A 21,502-nucleotide genomic window follows, 5' to 3' on the forward strand; every position below is an offset into this window, starting at 1 on the left:
ACGCAAATCATGAGTAGTGGACTGATCAGCGTCGCCTATGTGGTGGCCAGCATTCTCTTTATCCTCAGTCTTGGGGGCCTCGCCCACCAGGAATCGGCACGACGGGGCAACTGGTACGGCGTAGCCGGCATCGTTATCGCCCTCGCGGCCACCATGGCAGGGTTCGACGCGGCTGATCTGACGTGGGTGATTGCCGCCATGGTCATCGGCGCGGCCATCGGGCTGCCTATCGCCAACAAGGTGGAAATGACCCAGATGCCCCAGCTGGTTGCCCTGCTCCACAGTTTCGTGGGCCTGGCCGCTGTGCTGGTGGGATTTGCCAGCTATATCGATCCGCTGGTGATCATGGTGGGAGCCGAACACACCATCAAGCTGGTGGAAATCTTTGTGGGCATCTTTATCGGGGCCGTCACCTTCACTGGCTCACTGGTGGCCTGCGGCAAGCTGGATGGACGAATCGACAGCAAGGCCCTCACCCTGCCCGGGCGCCACTGGATGAACCTGGTTGCCGTGATCGTGTGTGTACTCCTTGGGGCGGCGTTCCTGGGCAGCGAAAGCATGGCCCTGAGCATTGCCATACTGGCGCTGATGGCGGTGATAGCAGCGGTACTGGGTGTGCATCTGATCATGGCCATTGGCGGCGCTGACATGCCGGTGGTGGTCTCCATGCTCAACAGCTACTCCGGGTGGGCCGCGGCCGCTATCGGCTTCATGCTGGGCAACGACCTGCTGATTGTTACCGGTGCCCTGGTGGGCAGCAGTGGTGCCATCCTCAGCTATATCATGTGCCGGGCCATGAACCGTTCGTTTATCAGCGTGATCCTGGGCGGCTTTGGCCAGACGTCCTCCAGCAGTGCATCGGGGGGTGAGGACCAGACGGTGCAGGAAATTTCGGTGGAGGAACTGGCGGAGGAGCTGCGCAATGCAGATTCGGTGATTATCGTGCCCGGCTACGGCATGGCCGTGGCCCAGGCCCAGAACGGCATAAGTGAGATCACCAAATTGTTGCGAGACCGGGGTGTAGAGGTGCGCTTTGGCATTCACCCGGTGGCGGGCCGGCTACCCGGTCACATGAACGTGCTGCTGGCCGAAGCCCATGTGCCCTACGATATCGTGCTGGAAATGGACGAGATCAATGAGGACTTCCCCAAAACCGACGTGGTCCTGGTGATCGGCGCCAATGACACGGTCAACCCGGCCGCCGCCGAAGACCCGGGCAGTCCCATTGCCGGCATGCCGGTGCTGGAAGTCTGGAAAGCCCGACAGGTGGTGATCCTCAAGCGCGGGATGGCCACCGGCTACTCCGGTGTGGAGAATCCATTATTCTTCAAGGAAAACAGCCACATGTTGTTCGGCGATGCCAAGGATTCGGTGGACCGGTTGCTCGGTGCCCTGAGATAGGACCAGAACCTGACGAGCCGCCCCGGCATTCCCCGTCGGGGCGGGTCCAGGTCACCTGAGTGTAAAGACTCCGCAAAACCGGCAATACGCGCCTGACAGCAGCAGCCAGTGCAGGTACAGTTTCAGGGACAGCTAGTGAGCAGGACTGCAGCCATGCCCAAGCCCCACCAGATCCCGGTCAGACCAACCCCCTGCGTGACCCGGAACATCCTTTTACTGGTACTGGCGCTAGTGCTGACCGGCTGTGCCTCCTCGCCGCAGGTGGCAGATCGCCAACAGTCCCCTGTCCCGGTCTACGGCGCACCGGTGGAAAGCGATAATGAACGGGTCAGCAAGCTTCAGGACGTGCTCGACCGATACGAGGGTACCCCCTATCGCTACGGTGGAACCACGCCCCGGGGGTTCGACTGCTCCGGTTTTATCGGCCAGGCCTACCAGGAAGCGTTCGGCATGGAGGTGCCCCGAACCACTTCCGCCATGCTCTCCCACGGTACACCTGTATCGCCGCAGGAGCTGGAACCCGGAGATGTGGTGTTCTTCAACATACGCGGCAAGGAACAGCACGCGGGTATCTTCATCGGTGGCGATGACTTCATCCATGCGTCCACCTCGGTAGGCGTCACCCGGTCCTCCCTTAATGGCTATTACTGGCGGGACCGCTTCACCCAGGCCCGGCGGTTCGACTGAGCCCAAACAGCTGCGGGTAGCGACGCAGCACCAGGATCACCACCAGGTCATACACTGCGTGCCACACCATCACCAGCTGGATACTGTCGGTAACAGCATAGGCAACCCCGAACACGGCCCCCAATGCCGTCGCCACCAGGAAATAGGCCCGAGACAGGGCATGGGCCAGCCCGAACACGACGGCCCCCGCCAGAATGCCTGATGCAGTGCCCAGATGCTCCCCGATCCAACCCTGGATCACAGCCCGGAACAACAACTCTTCCCCCACCCCGGCCAGCACGGCCAGCCCAATCAGAACGGGCCACGACTGGGAACGCACAAAGCGATGCAGGTCGCGGATATGTGTCTGCAAGCTATCTGATGACAACACATCCGTGACCGAGAGGAGCAACAGCAGCCCATAGGTCAGCAGGCCACCGGCGACGCCCCAGGCAAGATAGCCGGAAACCGGCAAACCGCCAGTAGCAACCGGGATATCAAACAGCCAGAGGGGAATCAGCCCCAATAGCACAATGCCGGCCTGGAACAGCAGCCCCACCGCCGGAGTGAATCCACGTCTTCGCTTTGCTGCCATCGGTTACTGCCTTATTCATATATCGTATAAAAACGCTTGCGGGATCGCGATCATGCATTACCGGAAAGACCTGCTCCCGGAGAAACCTGGCCATCACGAAACTGATCAGAAAATAGACACTCCCGCAGTTTCCGCTAGTATTTAGTCAACAGGCACACAACCAGGGGAGCGTGAGCCATGAACTTGCCAATATCCATCCGCCAACTTTGCCTGCTACTGATGCTGGGACTGACCTGGCTGCCAACTTCAGCCGTCGGGCAATCGGCAGAGGAGCTACTCAGGGAAATCAACGAGCGCAAGGAACGGATCAATCAGTTCCGGGCGCTGCTCAATGACCCGGACCAGACCACCCGGCTGGCGGCACTGGACGTGATGCTCAAATCGGAGGATCCCGCCATGAAGGAGATCGCCTACGGCGCCGGCTTCAGCAGTGCCGATGATGCCATGCGGGCCCTGGCGCTTAAAGGTAAGTTTCGTGAGCTCACCGTTCTGCCGCTCACTCTGAGCCCCGAAGATGACCCAACTGAGAACGAGAAGAAAATTCTTCAGCAGTGGGCTGACATCTACCGTTTCCAGTTGAGCGATTTTGATGACTCTACCGGTAGCTTCACCTTCAGGGGGGGGGACTCCTCAGGCAGGGGGCAGGTGAGCGGCACAGGTATGGAATTCGAAAGCGGGTATTGTCGAGGCCAGTTCACTCTCGGCGATGGTGCGTCACTGGTTGGGGAACTGCGGTGCCAGTCCGGCTACCAGGGGCGTTACATCGCAACGGCACGGTTACAATAGCGGCTCACAGGGGAGGCACCCGTAAAGCCCCCAGCCCGACAGCGTTTTCGTCGCCCCAATGGGAATGAATTCGCAACATCACCTGCTGGGCCCGCACCGGCGCAAACCGGACAGTACGGGTTGGTTCGTTCTGAAAGTAGGTACCCGTATACACGGGCATCCAGCCGCCGTCGGCGGTTGTCCTGATCAGCACCTCGAAATCCCTTGGCAAACGTTCTGACGGCGCCACTCCTTCGCCCACCAGTTCAACCCGGTCAATGGCTACGGCCCGGTCGCCCGCCAGGTCCACAATAACTTCCAGGGGAAACTCTCCTGCCCGCGCCAGCCAGGGTGCCTTGCCACTCCCCAACAGGTTTGTCGCCCGATGATCGCCGTCCAGCGGTGCGCTGGACCAGCTCAGAACTTCAGTAACAAGGTTGCCTGACCCGGCCGGGCCAGCCTCCTGAGGTTGCTCGCTGGCAGGCCCACGCTTCGCAGCGGCCAGTCCGAAGAACGGTCTGAGGGTTTCCAGGGTACGGTCAAACCGCAAAGCACGCCCATCACCGGTGTCCGGGTCTACGGACATCAGGAGCCCGACAGGCAGGCTCCCCAGCGTTACCAGGCTACCACTCAGCCCCTTGAACAACTGATCCTGTTCGCCAACAGGACTGACGCGGATATAGAGGATCCCAACATCGGAAATCAGCACATGTCTCCGGCTGACACTACCATCGGGGTTTACAGAAACCACCTGAGCGGAACCGGCCGAGGCAAGATGGCTGTCAAGGCTCACCACCTGGTCAATGGCGGTGCCACACTCCGACGTAATCCCTCCGGTAACCCGCAGAACAGCCAGGTCATAGCCGAACACCTGCAGAAGGTCTCCGTCGCCCCGGGATCGCCCATCGCCGGTACCGACCAACGTCGAGAAAAGACTGTCTCCAACAACGTGGGCCGGCGTAACGGCGTAGCACTCCCCCAGCCGCCCCATCAGCACCGCCTGGCCCTGCTCTCCGGCATCGATAAAGGCCTGGTCGGGGCCGGCCGCGGCGGCCGAGGTGGCCAGGGCCAGCCACAACAGCAGGGCAGAAACCGGGGCCGCAGGCAACCTGTTCTCAGCCATTCTGCCCCTCCCGATTGTGCGTTCCGATATCACGGCATTTCGTGTAGATTTCGAGGGCGGCAAACAGAAGTGCCCCCGCGGCTGCAAGAAATGCAAGCAGCGGATCGTACAGGAAGCGGGCCCAGCGATGGGCATGGACCTGGTACCCCGTGCTCCCCAGGCGTTGAACCTGGACATAGCTGGCCGCCCCGTGGGCGATCAATTGCATGGCGTTGACGGCTTCGGTAAACCGCTCCTGATTGGCGGGCTCTACCCTGATAAACCCTTCCACGACTGCCTGCTCGGGCTCATTTCCGCCAGCATCGTTCCAGAACCGGATGCGGTCACCCGGGTCCAGCGTTGTATTCCCGGCAACGTAGCGGGTATTCCTGATCCACTGTTGCTCCAGCACGTTGATGCTGCCGGACAATAAAATGCTGTCGACCCGGGAGGTGACGTCATCACCCACTGTCAGCAAGCCTCGGAAGGGCAGGATCAGGGGGGTAAGCTCCGGCTCAAAGATCACCACGGCCCAATTGCCAAGTTGTGCCTGTACCGGTTCCGGGGCATCGAGTGTGCCAACCGGACCTTCCGGATTCTGAAGTTTGATACGCAGGGCCTGGATGCCGTGTCGCTGGACCGTCACTTCGGTGCCCCTGCCGATATTCAGGAACGTGTCCTCCGGCATCAGTATGGCCTCATCCCCGGAAGCCAGCGGATCCGACATCAACCGGCCGCCACCCACGAGCCACTGCGAGAAAACCTCATCGGATGTCACCAGTGACAGGGTTTCCGTGACAGCCTGCACCGTGAAAATATTGTCCCGCTTTTCGATCAGGGCCCCCAGTGCCGCAAGAAGTAAAACGGTCGCCAACAAGGCAGGTATCAAAGGGATATCCCGCCAGAAAGCACTCAAAACCTCCCTCAGCCTGCGAAATGCCTCACCAGGCGCGCTTCGGGCATCCGAGACCGCAGGGGCATCATCCTTCGCCATTACAAGGTTCCGTTTCCGGGCAGGTGAACCACCAGGGTGGTCGCCGGCATCATGCGATCAAACCGACGCCTCATGATCCGGACTTCGAGTAAGCCGTCCTCCGACGTTTCCATCAGCGGCACCGTACAAACCGTGTCATAGCCGGTTCGGCGGCCCGCTGTGATGGCCTGGCAGGCAATTGTTTGCGGACCCGCAACAAGATTGGTCAATACAGCGAACGTATCGGAACGACCCGAATTGACCAGGATATCCAGGGTAGATGGCCTGTCAGCGTCAGTGCCTCTCGCTGCCACCAGTAACGGCCCGTCCGGTACTTGCTGACAATCTCCCTCGTAGCCCAGTATCGCCAGGTCCCGCGCATCGTAACGGGCAAGCTGCTCCCGATAACGGCTCTGGTACTGCAGGGGCACCAGTGAGGCATCAGCCCCTTTGGGCCAGGTGAAGGTATTTTCGGACCAGTAAAGGCCATCCCGGGAAATAACCCGGACGCAGATATCATTGCTGGACCGGGCAGCCGAGGCGTAAAGTGCCAGTGCGTCACTGGCCGTCGCCGATCCCGCGAGCACCCCCGCCACAACCCGACCACTGACCGAGGCCTCCTCAGTAAAACTTTCCTCAAGCCCATTACCCTTGAGCCGGGCCACTACATCCTGCGCTGCCGTCAGGGAAGGCAACAAAACCAAGGCCACCAAAACCGGCAACCCGTAGCGAATGGTCATAGCATCAATCCTTTTACCCAGGATTATGCGGCCTGCCTGTACAACCCGGCCCAGCATCAAACCACGGTCATGTCCATAAATATAGCAGGTCAATGAATGTAGTAGTCCGTTAATACCCCCGGCTCAGACAGCCCTGCTAGCCTGACCAGGTTGGTGCTGCATGCACGACAACCATCAGTCAGGGTCCTGAATAATCACAAGGAGAAGACCATGAGCGGGAAAAAGATTCTGATGATTACCGGTGATTTCACCGAGGACTACGAAACCATGGTGCCTTTCCAGGCACTGCAGGCAGTTGGCCATAGGGTAGAGGCGGTCTGCCCTGACAAGAAGGCCGGTGACACCGTAGCGACCGCTATCCATGACTTCGAGGGCGACCAGACCTATACCGAGAAGCCGGGCCACCGCTTCGCGCTGACCGCAGATTTCGATTCCGTTGACCCTGCCAGCTACGATGCCCTGGTGATTCCGGGGGGCCGGGCGCCGGAATACCTGCGCCTGAATGACCGGGTCCTGCAAATGGTGCGGCACTTCTTTGATGCGGAAAAACCGGTGGCGGCCATATGCCATGGTGCCCAGATACTGGCGGCCGCAGGCGTACTCAAGGGCCGCAAGTGCTCAGCCTACCCGGCCTGCCAGCCGGAGGTGGAACTTGCAGGCGGCCATTTTGCCGGCCTCGAGGTGAACGAGGCGGTCACCGATGCTAATCTGGTTACAGCACCGGCATGGCCCGCACACCCGGCCTGGCTGGCCCAGTTCTTCAGACTGCTGGACCGCTGAACGCCACGCAGATTGAGGGCCGGCCACCGGCCCTCAATCGCTTCCGGGAGACAGACCCATGTGCAAACTGTTTATCAATGCCGATCCGGATCTCTGGGTCAGCCGCACCCATTCCCTGCGCATTGATGGCATGGCCACCAGCATTCGTATGGAAAACACTTTCTGGACAGTGCTGGCGGAACTGGCCGAGCGGGATGGCATGAACGTTCCGCAGCTGATCACCCGCCTGTACCATGAATCCATTGATGCGGGGCATGATCTGGGCAACTTCACCTCGTTCCTCAGGGTCTGCGCCATGCGCTACCTGGCCCTGCAGCTCAGTGGCGACGTGCCGGCTGACAAGCGGGTACCCATTGCGTCCCTGGATGCGAAGCGGATTCTCGACCGGGAGCCAAAGCCGCCCACTCTCGAGGCCGCTGGTGGAACGGCGACACACTGAGAGCCCGAGAGATCAACCCAGCCCGCTGATGGCCAGGTGCAGCGCGATACCCGCCATCATCAACCCGATGAGGCCATCGATGACGCGCCAGGCCATCGGCCTGGACAGCAGCGGGGCAAGCGCCGAACCACCCCAGGCCAGGCCCCCGAACCAGAGGATAGACGCGCTGCTGGCACCAGCGACAAACGTTGTGGCACTTTCCTGCTGGGCGCCGATAGCCGGGATCAGCAGCAGCGTATCCAGGTACACCTGGGGATTGAGCAAGGTGACCGCCAGGGTGGTGAGCAACACGCCTTTCAGGCTTCGCGCCCCGGCCATGCCGGCTTCGAGCCGTTCCCGGCCCCGGGTGGCCCGAACGAACGCCTGCACCGCCAGCCATCCCAGGAAAGCCACGCCGAGCCAGCGCAGCACCTCCAGTGCCTCGGGCACCGCCATCAGCGCTGCGCTGACCCCGAGCATCCCGGCACTGAACAGCATCACATCCGATATCATGCAAACCCCGGCGGACCACCAGTGGTGCTCGCGCCGGATCGCCTGGCTCAGCACATAGGCATTCTGGGCACCAATGGCGATGATGATGCCGCCGCAGACCAGTAATCCAGTGAGGTAACTTTCCAGCACGTTTGCCCCGATGAGTCTCTGTAAAGGCCGACAGGATACCCCGTCGGACCGGCAGGGCAAGCCCGCGTTTGTTACACTCGACCCTCAATTCTGATGAGGGTTACCATGGCAACGTTGCTACGCCTGTCCAATGCAGTGGAGCTGGCCGACTGGGAAGTGGAGATCACCCAGATCCGTGCCCAGGGTGCTGGTGGCCAGAACGTCAACAAGGTGGCCAGCGCGGTTCACCTGCGTTTCGATATCAACCGCTCCACCCTGCCGCCCTTCTACAAGGAGCGACTGCTGGCACTGTCTGATCACCACATCACCAAGGACGGGGTGATCATTATCAAGGCCCAGTCCTTCCGCACCTATGAACTGAACCGGCAGGACGCCCTGGACCGGCTGCAGGTGCTGATCAGGGATGCGGTGAAAGTTCAGAAAAAACGCCGGCCCACGCGCCCTACCCGCTCATCACAACGAAAGCGGGTGGACAAGAAGACCCAGCGGGGAAAGACCAAGGCCCTTCGGGGCAAGGTATTGTGATCATGGCAGAACCTGTTCGGTTGCCGGCATCCAGCCAGACGACAATGAGTCAGCTCCCTGAAACAATGCTTAATCAAACCGGAGGACAAGTCATGTCCAGCAACGAAGTTGCCGTGGTGATCGGCGCAGGCGATGCCACGGGGGGCGCCATAGCCCGCCGCTTCGCCCGTGAGGGTTACACGGTCTGCGTCACGCGGCGTAAAGCCGAAGCCCTCGCTCCCCTGACCGGGTCCATCCAGGCAGAGGGTGGCACCGCCCATGCTTTCGGCTGTGATGCCCGGGAAGAGGACGCCATGGTCCGCCTGTTCGATGACGTAGAGAACAATATCGGACCGGTGGCGGTCACCGTGTTTAATATCGGTGCCAATGTGCGCTTTCCCATTACCGAAACTACCGCCCGGGTCTACCGGAAAGTTTGGGAGATGGCCGCCTTTGCCGGCTTTCTCACAGGCCGGGAAGCGGCCCGGGTCATGCTGCCCCGCCAGCGTGGCACCATCATTTTTACCGGCGCTACCGCCTCGCTGCGGGGCAGCAGCGGCTTTTCTGCCTTTGCCGGCGCAAAATTCGCATTGCGGGCACTCGCCCAAAGCATGGCCCGGGAACTGGGCCCCCAGGGCATCCACGTAGCCCACAGCATTATTGACGGCGCCATCGATACCGACTTTATCCGCAGCAATTTTCCCGACCGATACGCCCTCAAGGAAAGGGATGGCATCCTGAATCCTGACCACATCGCCGAGCAGTATGTACAGCTCCATCGCCAGCCCCGGGACGCCTGGACCCACGAACTGGACCTCCGCCCCTGGATGGAAACCTTCTGAACGATTCAAAGAACGGAGAGGAACCATGCGCAAGACTGTAGAGTTTTACTTTGACGTAGGCAGCCCCGCCAGCTACCTGGCCTGGAGCCAACTGCCTGACCTGGTTAGCCGCCACGACGCCGAGCTGGTGTGGAAGCCCATGCTGCTCGGTGGTGTGTTTCAGGCCACAGGCAACCAGTCTCCGGCGACCATTGAGGCCAAGGGGCGCTATTCCCGCATGGATATGCAACGCTTCGCCCGCCGTTATGGTGTGACCCTCAACCAGAACCCGTACTTCCCGGTCAATACGCTTCAATTGATGCGTGGCGCCGTGGCTTACCTTGATACACCGCGATTCAGTGACTATCTGACTGCCGTCTTCAAGGGCATGTGGGTCGATGAACAGAATATGGGCGAGCCAGAGGTTGTGGCACGGGTGCTTTCCGCCGCCGGGTTCAACCCCGACGACGTCATGGCCCGGATCGGCGATCCGGCGGTGAAGGACCGTCTCAAGGCGATAACCACCGAAGCGGTGGAACGGGGCGTGTTCGGGGCGCCAACCCTTTTCGTGGGCGGCGACATGTATTTCGGGCAAGACAGGCTCTGGATGGTGGAAGAAACCCTCTCCTGAGCAGGAATCCGCCCCCGGGCTGCGCGGGATTGTGAATGGCGCTCAGCGCAACTGCGAGTCCTTGCTGCCCCGCCGGTTGAACAGACTCACTTCCGCCTGCTCCTTATCACGCTCACCCTGGCACCGAACGCACAGGCGAACGCCGGGCAGCGCCTGGCGACGGGCTTCGGGTATGGGCTCGCCGCACTCGTCACAATGGGTCAGGCTTTCGCCTTGCGGGAGGTTAGCGCGAGCCCGTTCGAGGGCATCGTCAACGGTGCTGTCGATTTGGTCCTGCACGGCACCGTCCTTTGACCAGCCACCTGCCATATCAGTCCTCCTTCCGGCCGGGCGGCATCACCACCCATTCCGGGTCTTCAAACTCGCCGATGGGCGTAATGTCCACGAAAGGCGCCGCGCTACGGATAATCTCTGCGATTTCCGGGTTATGCTGCCCTTCCATGGCATCCCGCTGGGCCTTGCTTTCCCAGCTGGCAATGGCGATCAGGGTGTCCGGATCACCGATCTTGCGATGCAGCTCAGTACCCCGGGCACCCGGAGCCTGCTGAATGAGCTCACTGGCCCGTACCCAGGCATCTGCGTATTCCTCGGCGGTGTGACCTTCCCTGATGCGAACCTCGAAAATAAATTTCACACGTCCTCCCGGTCAGTCCTCATAGATCATCTTGCGGGTCATGCCGCCATCTACCACGATGTTCTGGCCGGTGACAAACCCCGCCTTGTCGGAAATGAGGAAGGCCACGGTAGCCGCGACATCGTCGGCCGTGCCAACCCGGCCCACGGGGTGCTGTTCGTGATCACGCTCCGACAGCGGCTCCGGAATTTCGTTAGCGCCGGCCTGTTCTGCCCGCACGTCGATCCAGCCGGGGCTGATACAGTTCACCCGGATCTCCGGCCCCAGGCTGACGGCGAGCGCATGGGTCAGCGCTACAAGGCCTCCCTTGGTGGCGGCGTAGGCCTCAGTGTCAGGTTCGGACTGGAGGGCCCTGGTAGAAGCAATATTGACGATGGTTCCCCTGGTGTCCCGGAGAGGCCTCGTACCATACTTCGCCATGAGAAATGGCCCGGTGAGATTGACATCCAGTCTTCTTTGCCAGACCGTCAGATCTAGATCTTCCACCGGCCCGGTCTCCGGCTCGGCAAGACCAGCATTATTGATCAGAGCATCGAGGCGGCCACCCCAGGACAGGGTCTGGGTTACCGCACGCGCCACCTGCGCCTCCACCGAGACGTCTGCCTCAACGAAGTACAGATTCTCACTGTCAGGCTGCTGCGCCAGGAAATCGCGGGCTGCGCCACTGTCCACATCGCATATGACGACGCGCCAGCCCTTCCCCAGCAGGTGCCGGGTGATACCTCGGCCGATGCCCCGGGCCCCGCCCGTGACCAGAGCGACCTTTTTATCCTGACTCAATATTCCCCCTTACCGGATTGCCGATCCGCCATGATCGTTAACCGTAACGCCTGACAGCCCACCCCGCCAGATCACACGGAGAGGCGGGCAATCATCTACACGGAGACCACCGGCGGGTGTGTCAGTAGGTAATACCATGACGGTCAAAGATCTCGTGGACCTCGCGGGCTTCTTCCGGCGGCATCATGACCCGGATAACCTGTGCTTCCTCGTCGATATAGATCAGGTCCTGGGGAATGTCACTTCCGATCAGGTCTTCCCGTGTATTGCGGGCCTGTTCAATGCTCTGGTACTTTCCGTTAACAGCTTTGCTCATAACCCATTCTCCTTTTGCGTGGGGGTACCCCCTGAGAATAGTTGGCTCTGAGATACCTGTAAAACGGCGACAGGATCAACGCTCACGGCTGAACGGGAATGGCCCGCTCCACGCGGCCCCTGGCACTGTCGGTCAGCAGATAAACCGCGCCGTCGGGTCCGGTCCGGACATCGCGGATACGTTCGTTCAGTTCGGTAAAGAGCCTTTCTTTCTCTGTGGCGCCATTGTCGTTCAGTTCAACCCGGTGAACCGCCCGTGACACCAGGCCGCCCACCAGTATGTCTCCCCGCCAGTCAGGAAACCGGTCCCCGTTATAAATTGTCATGCCGGAGGGTGCGATGGACGGCGTCCAGTGCAGCAAGGGAGGCTCTGTGCCGGGGTAATCGGTAAAGGGCGTCACCCGTGCCCAGGTGTAATCCAGGCCATGGGTTGCGACCGGCCAGCCGTAATTGGTACCCGCCTGGACATGATTGATCTCATCGCCCCCGCGGGGCCCATGCTCGTGGGCAATTACCTGCCCCCCGTCCGGGTCGACCACCAGCCCCTGAATATTGCGATGGCCATAACTGAAAATTTCCGGAAGTGCCTCCGGTTCGTTCACATAGGGATTATCGGCGGGCACCGAGCCGTCGGGGTTCAGGCGTACTATGGTGCCGATATGGCTGGTCAGCCTCTGGGCCTCCTCCCGGTAATCAAAGCCGTCACCCAGGGCCAGCAACAGGGTGCCATCCTCCAGCCAGGCCATTCGCCCGCCATAATGCGCGGCCCCGACCTTGGCGGGGCTGACGCGAAACAGTTCGTCGACGTCCCCCAGCCTACCTGTCTCCAGCCGCCCACGGGCCAGACAGGTATGGTTGGCCTGCTCGGTGCCGCAGGCATAGCTCAGGTAAACAAGGCGGCTCTCGGCGAAATCCCGGGCCGGCAGTACGTCAAAGAGCCCGGCCTGGGCCTGGTTGAATACCTCTGGCAAACCGGCGACGGGCTCTGGAAGCAGCTCACCGTCCCGGGTAATGATCCGCAACCGTCCCGGACGCTCGGTAACCAGCATCCGGCCATCTGGCAGGAATGCCAGGGACCAGGGGTGTTCAAGCCCGGAAACCACCGTCTCCAGCTGATAGCCGGGCCCCGACTGAGCCCGGGCCTGGTCAAACGGCAGCCCCGCCAGAGTAGCGAGCAGGACCGCAGCGACAGCGCCTGCCCCCCCGTTGCGACGGGCATCGGTGGGCGCTGCCATAACAGCGAACAGCCAGCCGGCAATGGCCGCAGTCACCAGCATGGCCAGCATTCCCTCCGAAGCACGGGTCGCGGCGATCAGCGTGGGGGGCGGTGCCAGTGCATCCACTATTGTAAAGGTGGCCCAGAGCCCGACCGCCGCCGCCAGTGCGCAAACCAGTCTGCGCCAGGACTCCAGCACATGGCGGGTCAGGGCCATGGCCACCACCTGGGAGACCAGAAAGCCAACACCAAACATGGCCAGGTAGACCGGCCCAAACATGGCCAGGTCCTCCAGCGTGGTAACAAACCAGGCGCCGGCACCAATTTCAACACCCAGCCCACGCAGGGCCATGAGGTTGATCTGCGTCTGCACGACCGAGCCCAGCAGGGCGCCGATCACCAGGGCGATGGCAAAGGCCAGAACCACTTTCGACCAGGGTCGCCGGTTGCTCATAGATCCTCGCTGTCAGGTATTTTGGTATGCTCAGGTTGCTGGCCGGGGTCTGCACGACACAACGTCGCGAAGGCGCCCGGGTTGTCGATTCCAGTGTAGTTTAAGGATGCAACAGTGGAGCTCACTTTCCTCGGCACCTCTGCCGGCACACCCACACGGGCCCGCAACGTTACTGGCCTGGCACTGCAACATGGCGGCCCCAGGCATTGGTACCTGGTTGACTGCGGCGAGGGTACCCAGCATCAGTTGCTGAGAACCCGCCTGTCCGTTATGCAACTGCAGGCGATCTTTATCACCCACGTCCATGGCGATCACACATTCGGCCTGCCCGGGCTCCTCTCCAGTGCGTCCATGAATGGGCGAACGACACCGCTGCCGATCATCGGTCCACCCCAGCTGCGGGACTTCCTCGAAATTACCCTGGCCAGTACCGATTCCAGGCTGGGTTTTGAACTGCAGTTTATCGACGCCGAGGCCGACAACTTCCAGTGGCATGACGAAGCTATAGGGGTGACCAGCATTCCCCTGTCTCATCGTGTTCCCTGCCGCGCCTTCCGCTTCGAGGAGCTGAGGGTTGAGCGCAAGTTGCTGACCAGCAAACTGGAGGCTGATGGCGTGCCCGCCGGCCCGGAATGGGGGCGCATCCAGAAGGGAGAGGACGTCACCCTGCCCGATGGCCGTTTCATTCTCAGCGATGACTATACTGAAATCCCGCGTCCGCCGAGACGAGTGGTGATCGCCGGTGACAACGATTCCCCCGAACTGCTGGCCGGGGCCTGCAGGGATGCCCACCTGCTGGTCCACGAAGCCACCTACACCCGGAACGTCGCGGAGCGGGTCGGCCCCTGGCCCCAGCACAGCTCCGCCGAACAGGTGGCACGGTTTGCCCAGGCAATCAGGCTACCCCACCTGGTACTGACCCACTTCAGTTCCCGATACCAGCTTCAGGCCGGTCGGGGACCGGTAATCGACGAAGTGGCCGACGAGGCCCGTGCGTTCTTTGATGGTAACCTGGTGCTGGCCCGGGATTTCATGGGACTTCGCCTGAACCGGGATCTCTCCCTGGAGGCACTGGATGCGTAAATATACCCACAAATGAAAATAACAGTAGCTTTTCCCGGGGAAGGTGCGTAGATTGGGCAACGTAGGAAAGAGTTAGCAAAGCAGTTCATCAATAAGACGCCCTGTCAGTAATTGTAGTGTACGTCCTGTTTTTGATCCAGCGCGTTTCTTTTCCGCACAATGCTGACCAGCCCAACAATGGTCCCTGGCGGCGCATTAATCAGATTGATTTCAGGATATTAAAAGATATGTCTACAGTTACCGGTACCGTCAAGTTCTTCAACGAATCCAAGGGCTTCGGCTTTATCACTCGTGAAGGCGGCCCCGACGTATTCGTTCACTTCAGCGCTATTCAGAGCAGCGGTTTCAAGACCCTGGCAGAAGGCCAGCAGGTTGAGTTCACCGTTACTCAGGGCCAGAAAGGCCCGCAGGCGGAAAACGTTGTTGCCCTGTAAATAACAGGCCACAACACGCAAAAAAGGCAGCTTCGGCTGCCTTTTTTAATGCCCGGAATTTATTCCTGACAGCTTGTCGGGGCAGGCCTCGCAGGCTCCGCTTGCCCTACCCGAAGTAATGCCGCAATATCCCCAAAACCAGTACCGCCGCCATCAACGGAATGATCCACCGGGAAATCCGGCTTTCATTGATCGCATCCCCCTTCGACGCATGCTTTTCAAGCAGCGGCACCAGAAGGAACAGGGCGGCGAACAGTACCACCAGTATGATAAATAATGTCGTCATGTCGTCTACTATGGTGGGTCCGCCAGCAGGTTTCAACTTCCGGTAGCGGTCCGGTTACCCGCTCGAATCAGCACCAAGGGCGTCCACCAGTGCCGCCATGAACCTTGCCGCCTCGCCGCCGGTGGCTGCCCGGTGATCAAAGGTCACTGACAGCGGCATGATACGGCGCACCGCGGGTTTGCCTCTGTGTGGCACCACCTTCTCCCGGATCTTGCCCGCCCCCACGATAGCCACCTGTGGCGGACTGACAACAGGGTTGGCATATTGCCCTGTCATGGTGCCGAAGTTGGACAGGGTAATGGTGGCGCCCTGCATCTCCCGGGGCGGAATCTTGCGGGTTGCCACCGCCTCCCGGAGGTTTTCCAGCCCCTGGCGCAGGTCTTCCATGGAGCGGTGATTGACATCCCGCAGCACCGGCACAAAAAGTCCGTCGGGTGTATCGACGGCAATGCCGATATGCACCTCGTCCAGCAGGCGTCGGCTCAGGTTATCCCCATCGAACCAGCAATTAAGTGCCGGTGAGGCCTCGCAGGCCCGGGCGACGCCCTGTACCAGGCGCATGGTTATGTCGGAGCCCTTTTCCCAGTCGTGAACGTCCGCATCCTCAAAGATCGAGACCGCCACTACCTGGGCATGGGAAAGGGCCATGTTCTTCGCCATGGTGCGCCTTGGACCTCGCAGCGCCTCCGCCTCTCCCAGCTGCTTCTGGTGGCTGGCCTGGCGGTGTACGTCGTCGTTGGTGATGAGGCCACCGGGGCCGCTGCCCTTGATATTTTCCAGGCTGATACCCAGCCTCTCGGCCAGTGCCCGCACCCCCGGGGTAGCGCGGTTGGCCCGGGCGCGTTTGCTGGAAGGCGCAGCGCCTATGATGAACGAGTCCGGCTCGCCCTCATTATCTTTCGAGCCTGAGGATTTGAGCTCGCCTACTACCGTGCCGCTGTCTTCCCCTTCGCCTTCGAAGGCCAACAGCGGCTCACCGGTGTGGATGATATCCCCGGCTTCGCCAAACAGCTTGGCGATGGTGCCAGCGTCCGGCGAAGGGACTTCCACGATGGCCTTGGCGGTCTCGACACTTACCAGCACCTGATCCACTGCAACAGTGTCGCCAACCTTCACATGCCACTCGACGATCTCGGCCTCCGGCAGGCCCTCACCCAGATCGGGCAATCTGAAATACTTCATGATGACTCTCCCTGATCAGAGCGCAATGATCTGCTCTACCGCTGCCACGATGTCATCCACCTGCGGCAGGTAGTGCTGCTCGTTGCGGTAATAGGGCATTACCGTGTCATATCCGGTTACCCTTACCACCGGGGCCTGAAGGTCCAGGAAGGCGCCTTCGGCAATGGATGCGGCCACCTCGGCACCTACACCACCATTACGACAGGCCTCGTGGACGATCACCGCCCGGCCGGTCTTGGCAACAGAGCACAGCAGGGTCTCCCGGTCCAGGGGACTGATGGTGGCCACATCGATCACCTCTGCCAAGACGCCCTGCTCCGCCAGCCGGTCTGCGGCGTGAAGGGTTTCCATGATCGATGCCCCCCAACTGATCAGGGTAACGTCGTCGCCTTCCCGAAGGGTGAAACAGGTATCCAGGGGCAGCGCCTGACCATTGTCCATTACCGTCTGGGTCACGGCCCGATAGATGCGCTTTGGTTCCAGGAAGATCACCGGGTCCGGGTTACGGATGGCAGCCAGCAACAGGCCATAGGCACGCTGGGGCGAGCTGGGGATCACTACCCGCAGACCCGGAATATGGGCAAAAAGCGCCTCGGTGCTTTCGCTGTGGTGCTCCGGGGCATGGATGCCACCGCCAAACGGAGCCCGGTATACCAACGGACAATGGAGCCGTCCACGGGTGCGGTTACGCATACGGGCCGCGTGACTGATGATCTGCTCACAGCCGGCGTAGATAAACCCCATGAACTGGAATTCCGCCACCGGCTTTAGCCCCTGGGTAGCCATGCCCACCGCAGTGCCGGCAATCAGGTTCTCGGCCAGCGGAGTGTCCATCACCCGCTTGTAGCCAAAGCGCTCCTTCAGGCCTACCGTGGCCCGGAACACCCCACCATTGGTGGCGATATCCTCTCCGAGAACCACCACCGAATCATCATTGGCCATTTCCCGGGCGAGGGCCAGGTTGACTGCTTCCACCAGGGTGACCTTGTGGGCAACCGGCGCCCCCTCCCCGTGCCGGATGGCATTCTCTGCAGACGCATTCATGACCTTACTCCTTCTGCCTTGCGGGCAAGCCGCTCGCGCTGGCCGGCGAGGGCAGCAGGCAATGTCTCGAACAGGTAATCCACCATGGCAACAGGCGGCTCCGGCGCTTTTTCAAGGTAGACATGAACAGCCTTATCCACCTTGTCCCGGCAGCGAGCCTGGAGCTCTTTCTCCTTGTCTGCGTCCCAGTGTCCGGCCTGGTGAAGGTAACTCTGCAGGCGCTTGATACCATCCTTGTCCCAGGCACTGCGCAACTCGTCCGCACTGCGGTAGCGGGTGGCGTCATCGGCGGTGGTATGGTCTCCCAGGCGATAGGTGACGGCTTCGATGACGGTAGCACCCTTGCCGCCATGGGCCCGCTCCAGGGCGTTATCCACGGCCTCAGTGACCGCCAGGTAGTCGTTACCGTCCACGATATGGCCGGGTAATCCACCGCTGATGGCCTTCTGGGCAATGGTTTCGCTGCCGGTCTGAAGGCCACGGGGCGTGGAAATGGCCCACTGATTGTTGGCCACCACAAAAACCACCGGAAGGTGCCAGGCCCCTGCAAGGTTGACGCTCTCCAGGAAGCCCCCCTTGGAGGTGGCGCCGTCACCCAGGGTGACGACCACCGCACGCTTCTCATCGCGAATGCGCATGGCCGCCGCTACGCCGACGGCGTGGCAGCACTGGGTGGCAATGGGCACCGAGATGGGCAGGTCCTGGGGACAGAGTTCCCAGCCTGCACTGCCACGCTCGTCCCCGCCCCAGTACAGCAGCATATTCACCATGGGCACCCCCCTCAGCAGCTGCGTTGCCTGGTCCCTGTAATAGGGTACGAATACATCGCGCCGGTGCATGCTCTGACCGATGGCGGTGCCGATAACTTCGTGGCCAAGTACCGACGGGTAGGTGCCACATTTACCGGTTCGTTGCAGGGCGATGATTTTCTGGTCCAGGGTGCGTGCGAGCACCATATTGCGGTAGGCATCCAGCAGACGATCCTTATCGGCGGCCAGGGCTGGCAGCTCGCCCAGCGGCTCACCGTTATCGTCCAGGTAGCGGACATAGTCCACCGTAAATTCATAACGGTCTCTCATTCCCTTCTCCTCACACCGCGACATCCACGTTCCGGCCGGCATCTTCATCGCCCTTCCGGAACACCAGGCTTGTGGCCTGTTCGGTCACGCTGACTGTTGGTGGGTCCCCGTGGATCTCACGGGCCTGTTCCTATTTTTCTAGTCGATGGTCAGGGATTGTTCAATGGAAACGAGACACAGTTCTCGCTACCGGACAGAAGATGAGACGTTATACCCTATCGTCTTGTTAATGGCAGGGAATGGCTCCAGAATTCATGGCAGTAGCAAACTACCTGTCGTCTGTCCGTCGCTCCTGCACCGACACGACGGGCCATGTTCAACAGGACACAAGGACTGAATCCTATGATCCGAAGATTCCCAACCTGCTTTCTTCTGATAGCCCTTGCGCTTTTGTCTCTGTCAGCCCGTGCCCTGGAGCCCGGCGACGATGCCGAGGTCTTCACCAGTGACGGCGGTGTCTCGGTAACCCTGCTGCCGATGGCGGATGGCAACCAGGCACTGGTCAGACTGAACGGTGTTGACCACGCCCTCGATGGCGTCGTCATGCTGGCCAGGATCGAACAGCGTCCGAACGACGAACGCGCCTACCGGGCGGAGATTGATGGCAAGATGCGTTCACTGGTCGTGTTTGCGCGGTCTTACTGGGCGCCCACAGATTACACAGCCTATATTCCCGGCCGTGAGGAGCCCTACGCCCTTATGGCCGATGAAGAGGGCAGCGCCAGGGTGGACAAGGTGGCGCTGATGGCGGAATACGAGCAACAGACGGAGCAGGGAGTTCAGGCAGCGCTGGCCCGGTTTGATCGTGATAAGGCTCTTGAACGCCACAAGGACGCCCTCAGGGCGGTCGATGCATCCGCCAGCAAGGTGTGTGGCACCGAGGTAACCACCCGGGTGAACTGGAAGGGGCTGGACAACGAACAGCTCAACAGTCTCAGCATCTCCGGCTACTGCGGCCAGGTGGCTGCGGAGATGGAACACCTCTGTCGCAAGGAGGCCGATTTCAAGCAGAAGGTAGCCGAGGTATCGGGAATTGATTGCGGGTTCGGTGACACCCTGGACCTGAGACGGGAGGCCGGCAAGCTGGTCTTCCGAACCCGCGAAGACGCCCGGAACCAGCGTGAGGCCATTACGGGTTTCCTGCGAAACCTCTGATCCGCAGTGATAGCCGGGCTGCAGGTGTCTTCACCTGCAACCCTGATTTTTTGTCACGGTGCGACCGTTGCCAGTACGGTGGGGTTGTCCGACAGGGGCAAGGCAACAATCACTCCTTCACCGGATGACGGATACACGCCGGTCAGCCGGGTGATATTCACCTGATGCGACACCAGGACCGCAGGCAGCCCCGGCTCCAGGGTATTGACCAGGGCAATGGTCTGTCGTGTCTGCATGGCGCCGTCCCCCCGCCCCGCGAAAAAGGAATTCAGGGCCGGCCACTCGGTGACGTCACCCACATCCATTTCCGTCGCCGTATCCATGCTTCGACACCACTGACTGGAATAAACCCTTGCCTCATTGATGCCATGCCTTGCCAGCAGGCCTTTCCAGCTTCGTGCCTGCTCAAGCCCGCGGTTATTGAGGTTGCGCTGGGTTGAGCAGTCATCAAGGTCGAAATTTTCCGGGTCGCCCGTACCCGGTGCCAGTGCATGGCGCAGGATCAGGAAAGCCCTGCCCTCACGCAGGGCCTTCCATGCCTCTTCGTCCGCGGAACTGGCAGGGGCCAGCAACGACAGACACAACGACAGGAAAAAGCCAGCGGCCAGGCGGCTCGGTTTCATGGTGTGGACCTCCAGGATGGACCATTGTTGTTATCTACCCTCACCGAAACCCAACGGACCACCGGCTACCATTGCCTGACTCAGGGGGTTACACTCCCGCCAGAATCCCAACCGGAACCGTTGCCATATGCCTATCTGGGTCGATGCCGATGCCTGCCCCGTCCCCATCCGTGAGATTCTGTGCCGGGCGGCCACCCGTTGGCAGATCAATACCACGTTCATCGCCAATCATGTTATCAGGTTGCCCCCGAGCCCGTGGATTCACGCCCGGCAGGTCGCCCATGGCTTTGATGTCGCTGACCAGGAAATTGTCGATCAACTGAGCACCGGCGACCTGGTCATCACCCAGGATATACCGCTCGCCGCCGAGGCCATCGACAAGGGGGCTGACGTGTTCAACCCCAGGGGGCAGGCCTTCACCCGGGAGAACATCCGCCAGCGGCTGGCTATGCGGAATTTCATGGAAGAGATGCGCAGCGCGGGCCAGGTCACTGGAGGACCGGCGGCATTCGGCCAGCAGGATCGCAAGGGATTTGCCGATCAGCTTGACCGCTGGCTCCAGAAGAACCACCGCAGGCCCTGACCACATACGTATGGCAAGCTAATGGCGGGGCGGTTACGGGGCAGAGAGGGCAAGGCGTACCCGACAAGAACGGGAGGCCAGCACCCGGTCAGAATTGAACGAGGTGTCCGGCGCTGACCCCAGTTCGATGATCGGTCAGATCAACTGTTTTCAATCCGGAAACCGACCACAAGGCTCACCTGGTAGTGACCGACCTTGCCGTTCTCTATGTGACCGCGGGTTTCCGTCACTTCGAACCACTCCATATTACGGATACTCTTGGCGCACTCCGCCAGGGCGTTGTCGATGGCTTCCTCAATACTGGTTCTTGAAGAACCCACCACTTCGGTCTTCTTGTACACGTGATGATCTGACATGGAATAAACCTCCTGTCGGCTTCCGCGTGATTAATGCCCGTACCGGGGCATTGCGAGTGTGACTCACTCTGTCAGTGTAGTCGGGACCGCAGAACTTCAACGGCGCAGAAGGGTTACGTATACTTAAGCCCTGCTGGTTCACCCCCACCAACCCGATGCGGCAATCAGGGTTACCGCCAGAATAAGGACCAGAGCCGTCCCGGCAAGCTTGATGCCTTCTTTCACTTCCTGTTCAAACAT

Annotated in this window: 28 protein-coding genes; 12 read left to right on the plus strand and 16 right to left on the minus strand. The window is 60.8% G+C overall.

Features of this window, described 5'->3' with window-relative positions; translation table 11 throughout:
• The first annotated feature begins 9 nt into the window (after nt 1–9).
• Both pntB and ACESMZ_RS04570 read left to right on the plus strand, forming a co-directional pair.
• Nucleotides 10–1,401 carry a Re/Si-specific NAD(P)(+) transhydrogenase subunit beta gene (gene pntB, locus ACESMZ_RS04565; RefSeq protein ID WP_372958127.1) on the plus strand — a complete coding sequence of 464 codons (1,392 nt, stop codon included), beginning with the start codon at nt 10–12 and terminating at the stop codon, nt 1,399–1,401.
• 153 nt (nt 1,402–1,554) lie between these two features.
• Nucleotides 1,555–2,088: a C40 family peptidase gene (locus ACESMZ_RS04570; RefSeq protein ID WP_372958126.1), complete on the plus strand. Its 534-nt coding sequence runs from the start codon at nt 1,555–1,557 to the stop codon at nt 2,086–2,088.
• Here ACESMZ_RS04570 and ACESMZ_RS04575 read toward each other — a convergent pair.
• Nucleotides 2,063–2,662, minus strand: a complete 600-nt coding sequence (locus ACESMZ_RS04575) for a CPBP family intramembrane glutamic endopeptidase (protein ID WP_372958125.1) — start codon at nt 2,660–2,662, stop codon at nt 2,063–2,065. The two genes, ACESMZ_RS04570 and ACESMZ_RS04575, sit on opposite strands and share 26 nt — an antisense overlap.
• 177 nt (nt 2,663–2,839) lie before the next feature.
• Between ACESMZ_RS04575 and ACESMZ_RS04580 the strand changes: the two genes are divergently transcribed.
• Nucleotides 2,840–3,448 carry a hypothetical protein gene (locus ACESMZ_RS04580; protein ID WP_372958124.1) on the plus strand — a complete coding sequence of 203 codons (609 nt, stop codon included), beginning with the start codon at nt 2,840–2,842 and terminating at the stop codon, nt 3,446–3,448.
• A 4-nt stretch (nt 3,449–3,452) separates the two neighbouring features.
• Here ACESMZ_RS04580 and ACESMZ_RS04585 read toward each other — a convergent pair whose 3' ends face one another.
• Genes ACESMZ_RS04585 through ACESMZ_RS04595 form a run of 3 tightly spaced genes read right to left on the minus strand, consistent with a single transcriptional unit; the run spans nt 3,453 to nt 6,242 of the window.
• On the minus strand, nt 3,453–4,550 hold the full coding sequence (locus tag ACESMZ_RS04585) for a hypothetical protein (RefSeq protein WP_372958123.1): 1,098 nt from the start codon (nt 4,548–4,550) through the stop codon (nt 3,453–3,455).
• Complete coding sequence (locus tag ACESMZ_RS04590) at nt 4,543–5,523, minus strand: hypothetical protein (RefSeq protein ID WP_372958122.1); 981 nt, start codon at nt 5,521–5,523, stop codon at nt 4,543–4,545. The genes ACESMZ_RS04585 and ACESMZ_RS04590 overlap by 8 nt, the downstream gene beginning before the upstream one ends.
• Entirely contained in the window at nt 5,523–6,242 is a 720-nt protein-coding gene (locus ACESMZ_RS04595) for a hypothetical protein (protein WP_372958121.1), read from the minus strand. Before ACESMZ_RS04595 ends, ACESMZ_RS04590 begins: the two co-directional genes overlap by 1 nt.
• A 210-nt stretch (nt 6,243–6,452) precedes the next feature.
• On the opposite strand from ACESMZ_RS04595, the gene ACESMZ_RS04600 reads away from it, so the two are divergent.
• Nucleotides 6,453–7,022, plus strand: coding sequence for a DJ-1/PfpI family protein (locus ACESMZ_RS04600; protein ID WP_372958120.1), 570 nt, complete (start codon nt 6,453–6,455; stop codon nt 7,020–7,022).
• 58 nt (nt 7,023–7,080) lie between these two features.
• Nucleotides 7,081–7,461, plus strand: a complete 381-nt coding sequence (locus tag ACESMZ_RS04605; protein ID WP_372958119.1) for a ribbon-helix-helix domain-containing protein — start codon at nt 7,081–7,083, stop codon at nt 7,459–7,461.
• A gap of 12 nt (nt 7,462–7,473) precedes the next feature.
• Here the strand turns inward: ACESMZ_RS04605 and ACESMZ_RS04610 are convergent, their stop codons facing one another.
• On the minus strand, nt 7,474–8,082 hold the full coding sequence (locus ACESMZ_RS04610) for a LysE/ArgO family amino acid transporter (protein WP_372958118.1): 609 nt from the start codon (nt 8,080–8,082) through the stop codon (nt 7,474–7,476).
• 114 nt (nt 8,083–8,196) lie between these two features.
• Here ACESMZ_RS04610 and arfB point away from each other — a divergent pair, with 114 nt between their 5' ends.
• The 3 genes from arfB to ACESMZ_RS04625 all read left to right on the plus strand — a co-directional run bounded on the left by arfB (nt 8,197) and on the right by ACESMZ_RS04625 (nt 10,038).
• Nucleotides 8,197–8,607 carry an alternative ribosome rescue aminoacyl-tRNA hydrolase ArfB gene (gene arfB, locus ACESMZ_RS04615; protein WP_372958140.1) on the plus strand — a complete coding sequence of 137 codons (411 nt, stop codon included), beginning with the start codon at nt 8,197–8,199 and terminating at the stop codon, nt 8,605–8,607.
• Between the two features lie 92 nt (nt 8,608–8,699).
• A complete protein-coding gene (locus ACESMZ_RS04620) occupies nt 8,700–9,428 on the plus strand; it encodes an SDR family oxidoreductase (protein ID WP_372958117.1) in 729 nt (242 codons plus the stop codon).
• A 25-nt stretch (nt 9,429–9,453) separates the two neighbouring features.
• Complete coding sequence (locus ACESMZ_RS04625; RefSeq protein WP_372958116.1) at nt 9,454–10,038, plus strand: 2-hydroxychromene-2-carboxylate isomerase; 585 nt, start codon at nt 9,454–9,456, stop codon at nt 10,036–10,038.
• Between the two features lie 42 nt (nt 10,039–10,080).
• On the opposite strand, the gene ACESMZ_RS04630 is transcribed toward ACESMZ_RS04625, so the two are convergent.
• From ACESMZ_RS04630 to ACESMZ_RS04650, 5 genes are all read right to left on the minus strand, one after another.
• Entirely contained in the window at nt 10,081–10,347 is a 267-nt protein-coding gene (locus tag ACESMZ_RS04630) for a DksA/TraR family C4-type zinc finger protein (RefSeq protein ID WP_372958115.1), read from the minus strand.
• 1 nt (nt 10,348) lies between these two features.
• Nucleotides 10,349–10,672, minus strand: coding sequence for an antibiotic biosynthesis monooxygenase family protein (locus ACESMZ_RS04635; RefSeq protein ID WP_372958114.1), 324 nt, complete (start codon nt 10,670–10,672; stop codon nt 10,349–10,351).
• Between the two features lie 12 nt (nt 10,673–10,684).
• Nucleotides 10,685–11,452, minus strand: a complete 768-nt coding sequence (locus ACESMZ_RS04640; protein WP_372958113.1) for a glucose 1-dehydrogenase — start codon at nt 11,450–11,452, stop codon at nt 10,685–10,687.
• 121 nt (nt 11,453–11,573) lie between these two features.
• On the minus strand, nt 11,574–11,768 hold the full coding sequence (locus ACESMZ_RS04645) for a hypothetical protein (RefSeq protein ID WP_372958112.1): 195 nt from the start codon (nt 11,766–11,768) through the stop codon (nt 11,574–11,576).
• Nucleotides 11,769–11,850: 82 nt separating this feature from the next.
• Nucleotides 11,851–13,437: a PQQ-dependent sugar dehydrogenase gene (locus tag ACESMZ_RS04650; RefSeq protein WP_372958111.1), complete on the minus strand. Its 1,587-nt coding sequence runs from the start codon at nt 13,435–13,437 to the stop codon at nt 11,851–11,853.
• Nucleotides 13,438–13,551: 114 nt separating this feature from the next.
• Between ACESMZ_RS04650 and ACESMZ_RS04655 the strand changes: the two genes are divergently transcribed.
• Together ACESMZ_RS04655 and ACESMZ_RS04660 are read left to right on the plus strand one after the other, a co-directional pair.
• Entirely contained in the window at nt 13,552–14,520 is a 969-nt protein-coding gene (locus tag ACESMZ_RS04655; protein WP_372958110.1) for a ribonuclease Z, read from the plus strand.
• 227 nt (nt 14,521–14,747) lie between these two features.
• Nucleotides 14,748–14,954, plus strand: a complete 207-nt coding sequence (locus tag ACESMZ_RS04660) for a cold-shock protein (protein ID WP_091849065.1) — start codon at nt 14,748–14,750, stop codon at nt 14,952–14,954.
• Nucleotides 14,955–15,060: 106 nt separating this feature from the next.
• On the opposite strand, the gene ACESMZ_RS04665 is transcribed toward ACESMZ_RS04660, so the two are convergent.
• The 4 genes from ACESMZ_RS04665 to ACESMZ_RS04680 are packed head-to-tail and all read right to left on the minus strand — an operon-like array spanning nt 15,061 to nt 18,545.
• Entirely contained in the window at nt 15,061–15,240 is a 180-nt protein-coding gene (locus ACESMZ_RS04665; RefSeq protein WP_372958109.1) for a hypothetical protein, read from the minus strand.
• A gap of 54 nt (nt 15,241–15,294) precedes the next feature.
• Nucleotides 15,295–16,422: a dihydrolipoamide acetyltransferase family protein gene (locus ACESMZ_RS04670; RefSeq protein ID WP_372958108.1), complete on the minus strand. Its 1,128-nt coding sequence runs from the start codon at nt 16,420–16,422 to the stop codon at nt 15,295–15,297.
• Between the two features lie 15 nt (nt 16,423–16,437).
• Nucleotides 16,438–17,466, minus strand: a complete 1,029-nt coding sequence (locus ACESMZ_RS04675) for an alpha-ketoacid dehydrogenase subunit beta (protein WP_372958107.1) — start codon at nt 17,464–17,466, stop codon at nt 16,438–16,440.
• Nucleotides 17,463–18,545: a thiamine pyrophosphate-dependent dehydrogenase E1 component subunit alpha gene (locus ACESMZ_RS04680; protein WP_372958106.1), complete on the minus strand. Its 1,083-nt coding sequence runs from the start codon at nt 18,543–18,545 to the stop codon at nt 17,463–17,465. The genes ACESMZ_RS04675 and ACESMZ_RS04680 overlap by 4 nt, the downstream gene beginning before the upstream one ends.
• 342 nt (nt 18,546–18,887) lie before the next feature.
• Between ACESMZ_RS04680 and ACESMZ_RS04685 the strand changes: the two genes are divergently transcribed.
• Nucleotides 18,888–19,700: a hypothetical protein gene (locus ACESMZ_RS04685; RefSeq protein ID WP_372972269.1), complete on the plus strand. Its 813-nt coding sequence runs from the start codon at nt 18,888–18,890 to the stop codon at nt 19,698–19,700.
• Between the two features lie 53 nt (nt 19,701–19,753).
• Here the strand turns inward: ACESMZ_RS04685 and ACESMZ_RS04690 are convergent, their stop codons facing one another.
• On the minus strand, nt 19,754–20,323 hold the full coding sequence (locus ACESMZ_RS04690) for a histidine phosphatase family protein (RefSeq protein WP_372958104.1): 570 nt from the start codon (nt 20,321–20,323) through the stop codon (nt 19,754–19,756).
• Between the two features lie 127 nt (nt 20,324–20,450).
• On the opposite strand from ACESMZ_RS04690, the gene ACESMZ_RS04695 reads away from it, so the two are divergent.
• On the plus strand, nt 20,451–20,906 hold the full coding sequence (locus ACESMZ_RS04695) for a YaiI/YqxD family protein (RefSeq protein WP_372958103.1): 456 nt from the start codon (nt 20,451–20,453) through the stop codon (nt 20,904–20,906).
• A 140-nt stretch (nt 20,907–21,046) separates the two neighbouring features.
• On the opposite strand, the gene ACESMZ_RS04700 is transcribed toward ACESMZ_RS04695, so the two are convergent.
• Nucleotides 21,047–21,262, minus strand: a complete 216-nt coding sequence (locus tag ACESMZ_RS04700; protein WP_372958102.1) for a dodecin — start codon at nt 21,260–21,262, stop codon at nt 21,047–21,049.
• Between the last annotated feature and the right edge of the window lie 240 nt (nt 21,263–21,502).

This window comes from Marinobacter sp. (assembly GCF_041690615.1).
Taxonomy (GTDB): Bacteria; Pseudomonadota; Gammaproteobacteria; order Pseudomonadales; family Oleiphilaceae; genus Marinobacter.

Bases quoted from the DNA above. Each gene is read 5' to 3' on its own strand.
- ACESMZ_RS04680 (WP_372958106.1), bottom strand. From the start codon at position 18,545: ATGAGAGACCGTTATGAATTTACGGTGGACTATGTCCGCTACCTGGAC.
- ACESMZ_RS04570 (WP_372958126.1), top strand. From the start codon at position 1,555: ATGCCCAAGCCCCACCAGATCCCGGTCAGACCAACCCCCTGCGTGACC.
- ACESMZ_RS04660 (WP_091849065.1), top strand. From the start codon at position 14,748: ATGTCTACAGTTACCGGTACCGTCAAGTTCTTCAACGAATCCAAGGGC.
- ACESMZ_RS04685 (WP_372972269.1), top strand. From the start codon at position 18,888: ATGATCCGAAGATTCCCAACCTGCTTTCTTCTGATAGCCCTTGCGCTT.
- ACESMZ_RS04600 (WP_372958120.1), top strand. From the start codon at position 6,453: ATGAGCGGGAAAAAGATTCTGATGATTACCGGTGATTTCACCGAGGAC.
- ACESMZ_RS04595 (WP_372958121.1), bottom strand. From the start codon at position 6,242: ATGACCATTCGCTACGGGTTGCCGGTTTTGGTGGCCTTGGTTTTGTTG.
- ACESMZ_RS04620 (WP_372958117.1), top strand. From the start codon at position 8,700: ATGTCCAGCAACGAAGTTGCCGTGGTGATCGGCGCAGGCGATGCCACG.
- ACESMZ_RS04690 (WP_372958104.1), bottom strand. From the start codon at position 20,323: ATGAAACCGAGCCGCCTGGCCGCTGGCTTTTTCCTGTCGTTGTGTCTG.
- ACESMZ_RS04675 (WP_372958107.1), bottom strand. From the start codon at position 17,466: ATGAATGCGTCTGCAGAGAATGCCATCCGGCACGGGGAGGGGGCGCCG.
- ACESMZ_RS04625 (WP_372958116.1), top strand. From the start codon at position 9,454: ATGCGCAAGACTGTAGAGTTTTACTTTGACGTAGGCAGCCCCGCCAGC.
- ACESMZ_RS04575 (WP_372958125.1), bottom strand. From the start codon at position 2,662: ATGGCAGCAAAGCGAAGACGTGGATTCACTCCGGCGGTGGGGCTGCTG.
- ACESMZ_RS04650 (WP_372958111.1), bottom strand. From the start codon at position 13,437: ATGAGCAACCGGCGACCCTGGTCGAAAGTGGTTCTGGCCTTTGCCATC.
- ACESMZ_RS04590 (WP_372958122.1), bottom strand. From the start codon at position 5,523: ATGGCGAAGGATGATGCCCCTGCGGTCTCGGATGCCCGAAGCGCGCCT.
- ACESMZ_RS04605 (WP_372958119.1), top strand. From the start codon at position 7,081: ATGTGCAAACTGTTTATCAATGCCGATCCGGATCTCTGGGTCAGCCGC.
- ACESMZ_RS04645 (WP_372958112.1), bottom strand. From the start codon at position 11,768: ATGAGCAAAGCTGTTAACGGAAAGTACCAGAGCATTGAACAGGCCCGC.
- ACESMZ_RS04695 (WP_372958103.1), top strand. From the start codon at position 20,451: ATGCCTATCTGGGTCGATGCCGATGCCTGCCCCGTCCCCATCCGTGAG.
- ACESMZ_RS04585 (WP_372958123.1), bottom strand. From the start codon at position 4,550: ATGGCTGAGAACAGGTTGCCTGCGGCCCCGGTTTCTGCCCTGCTGTTG.
- ACESMZ_RS04580 (WP_372958124.1), top strand. From the start codon at position 2,840: ATGAACTTGCCAATATCCATCCGCCAACTTTGCCTGCTACTGATGCTG.
- ACESMZ_RS04670 (WP_372958108.1), bottom strand. From the start codon at position 16,422: ATGAAGTATTTCAGATTGCCCGATCTGGGTGAGGGCCTGCCGGAGGCC.
- ACESMZ_RS04700 (WP_372958102.1), bottom strand. From the start codon at position 21,262: ATGTCAGATCATCACGTGTACAAGAAGACCGAAGTGGTGGGTTCTTCA.
- ACESMZ_RS04630 (WP_372958115.1), bottom strand. From the start codon at position 10,347: ATGGCAGGTGGCTGGTCAAAGGACGGTGCCGTGCAGGACCAAATCGAC.
- pntB (WP_372958127.1), top strand. From the start codon at position 10: ATGAGTAGTGGACTGATCAGCGTCGCCTATGTGGTGGCCAGCATTCTC.
- ACESMZ_RS04665 (WP_372958109.1), bottom strand. From the start codon at position 15,240: ATGACGACATTATTTATCATACTGGTGGTACTGTTCGCCGCCCTGTTC.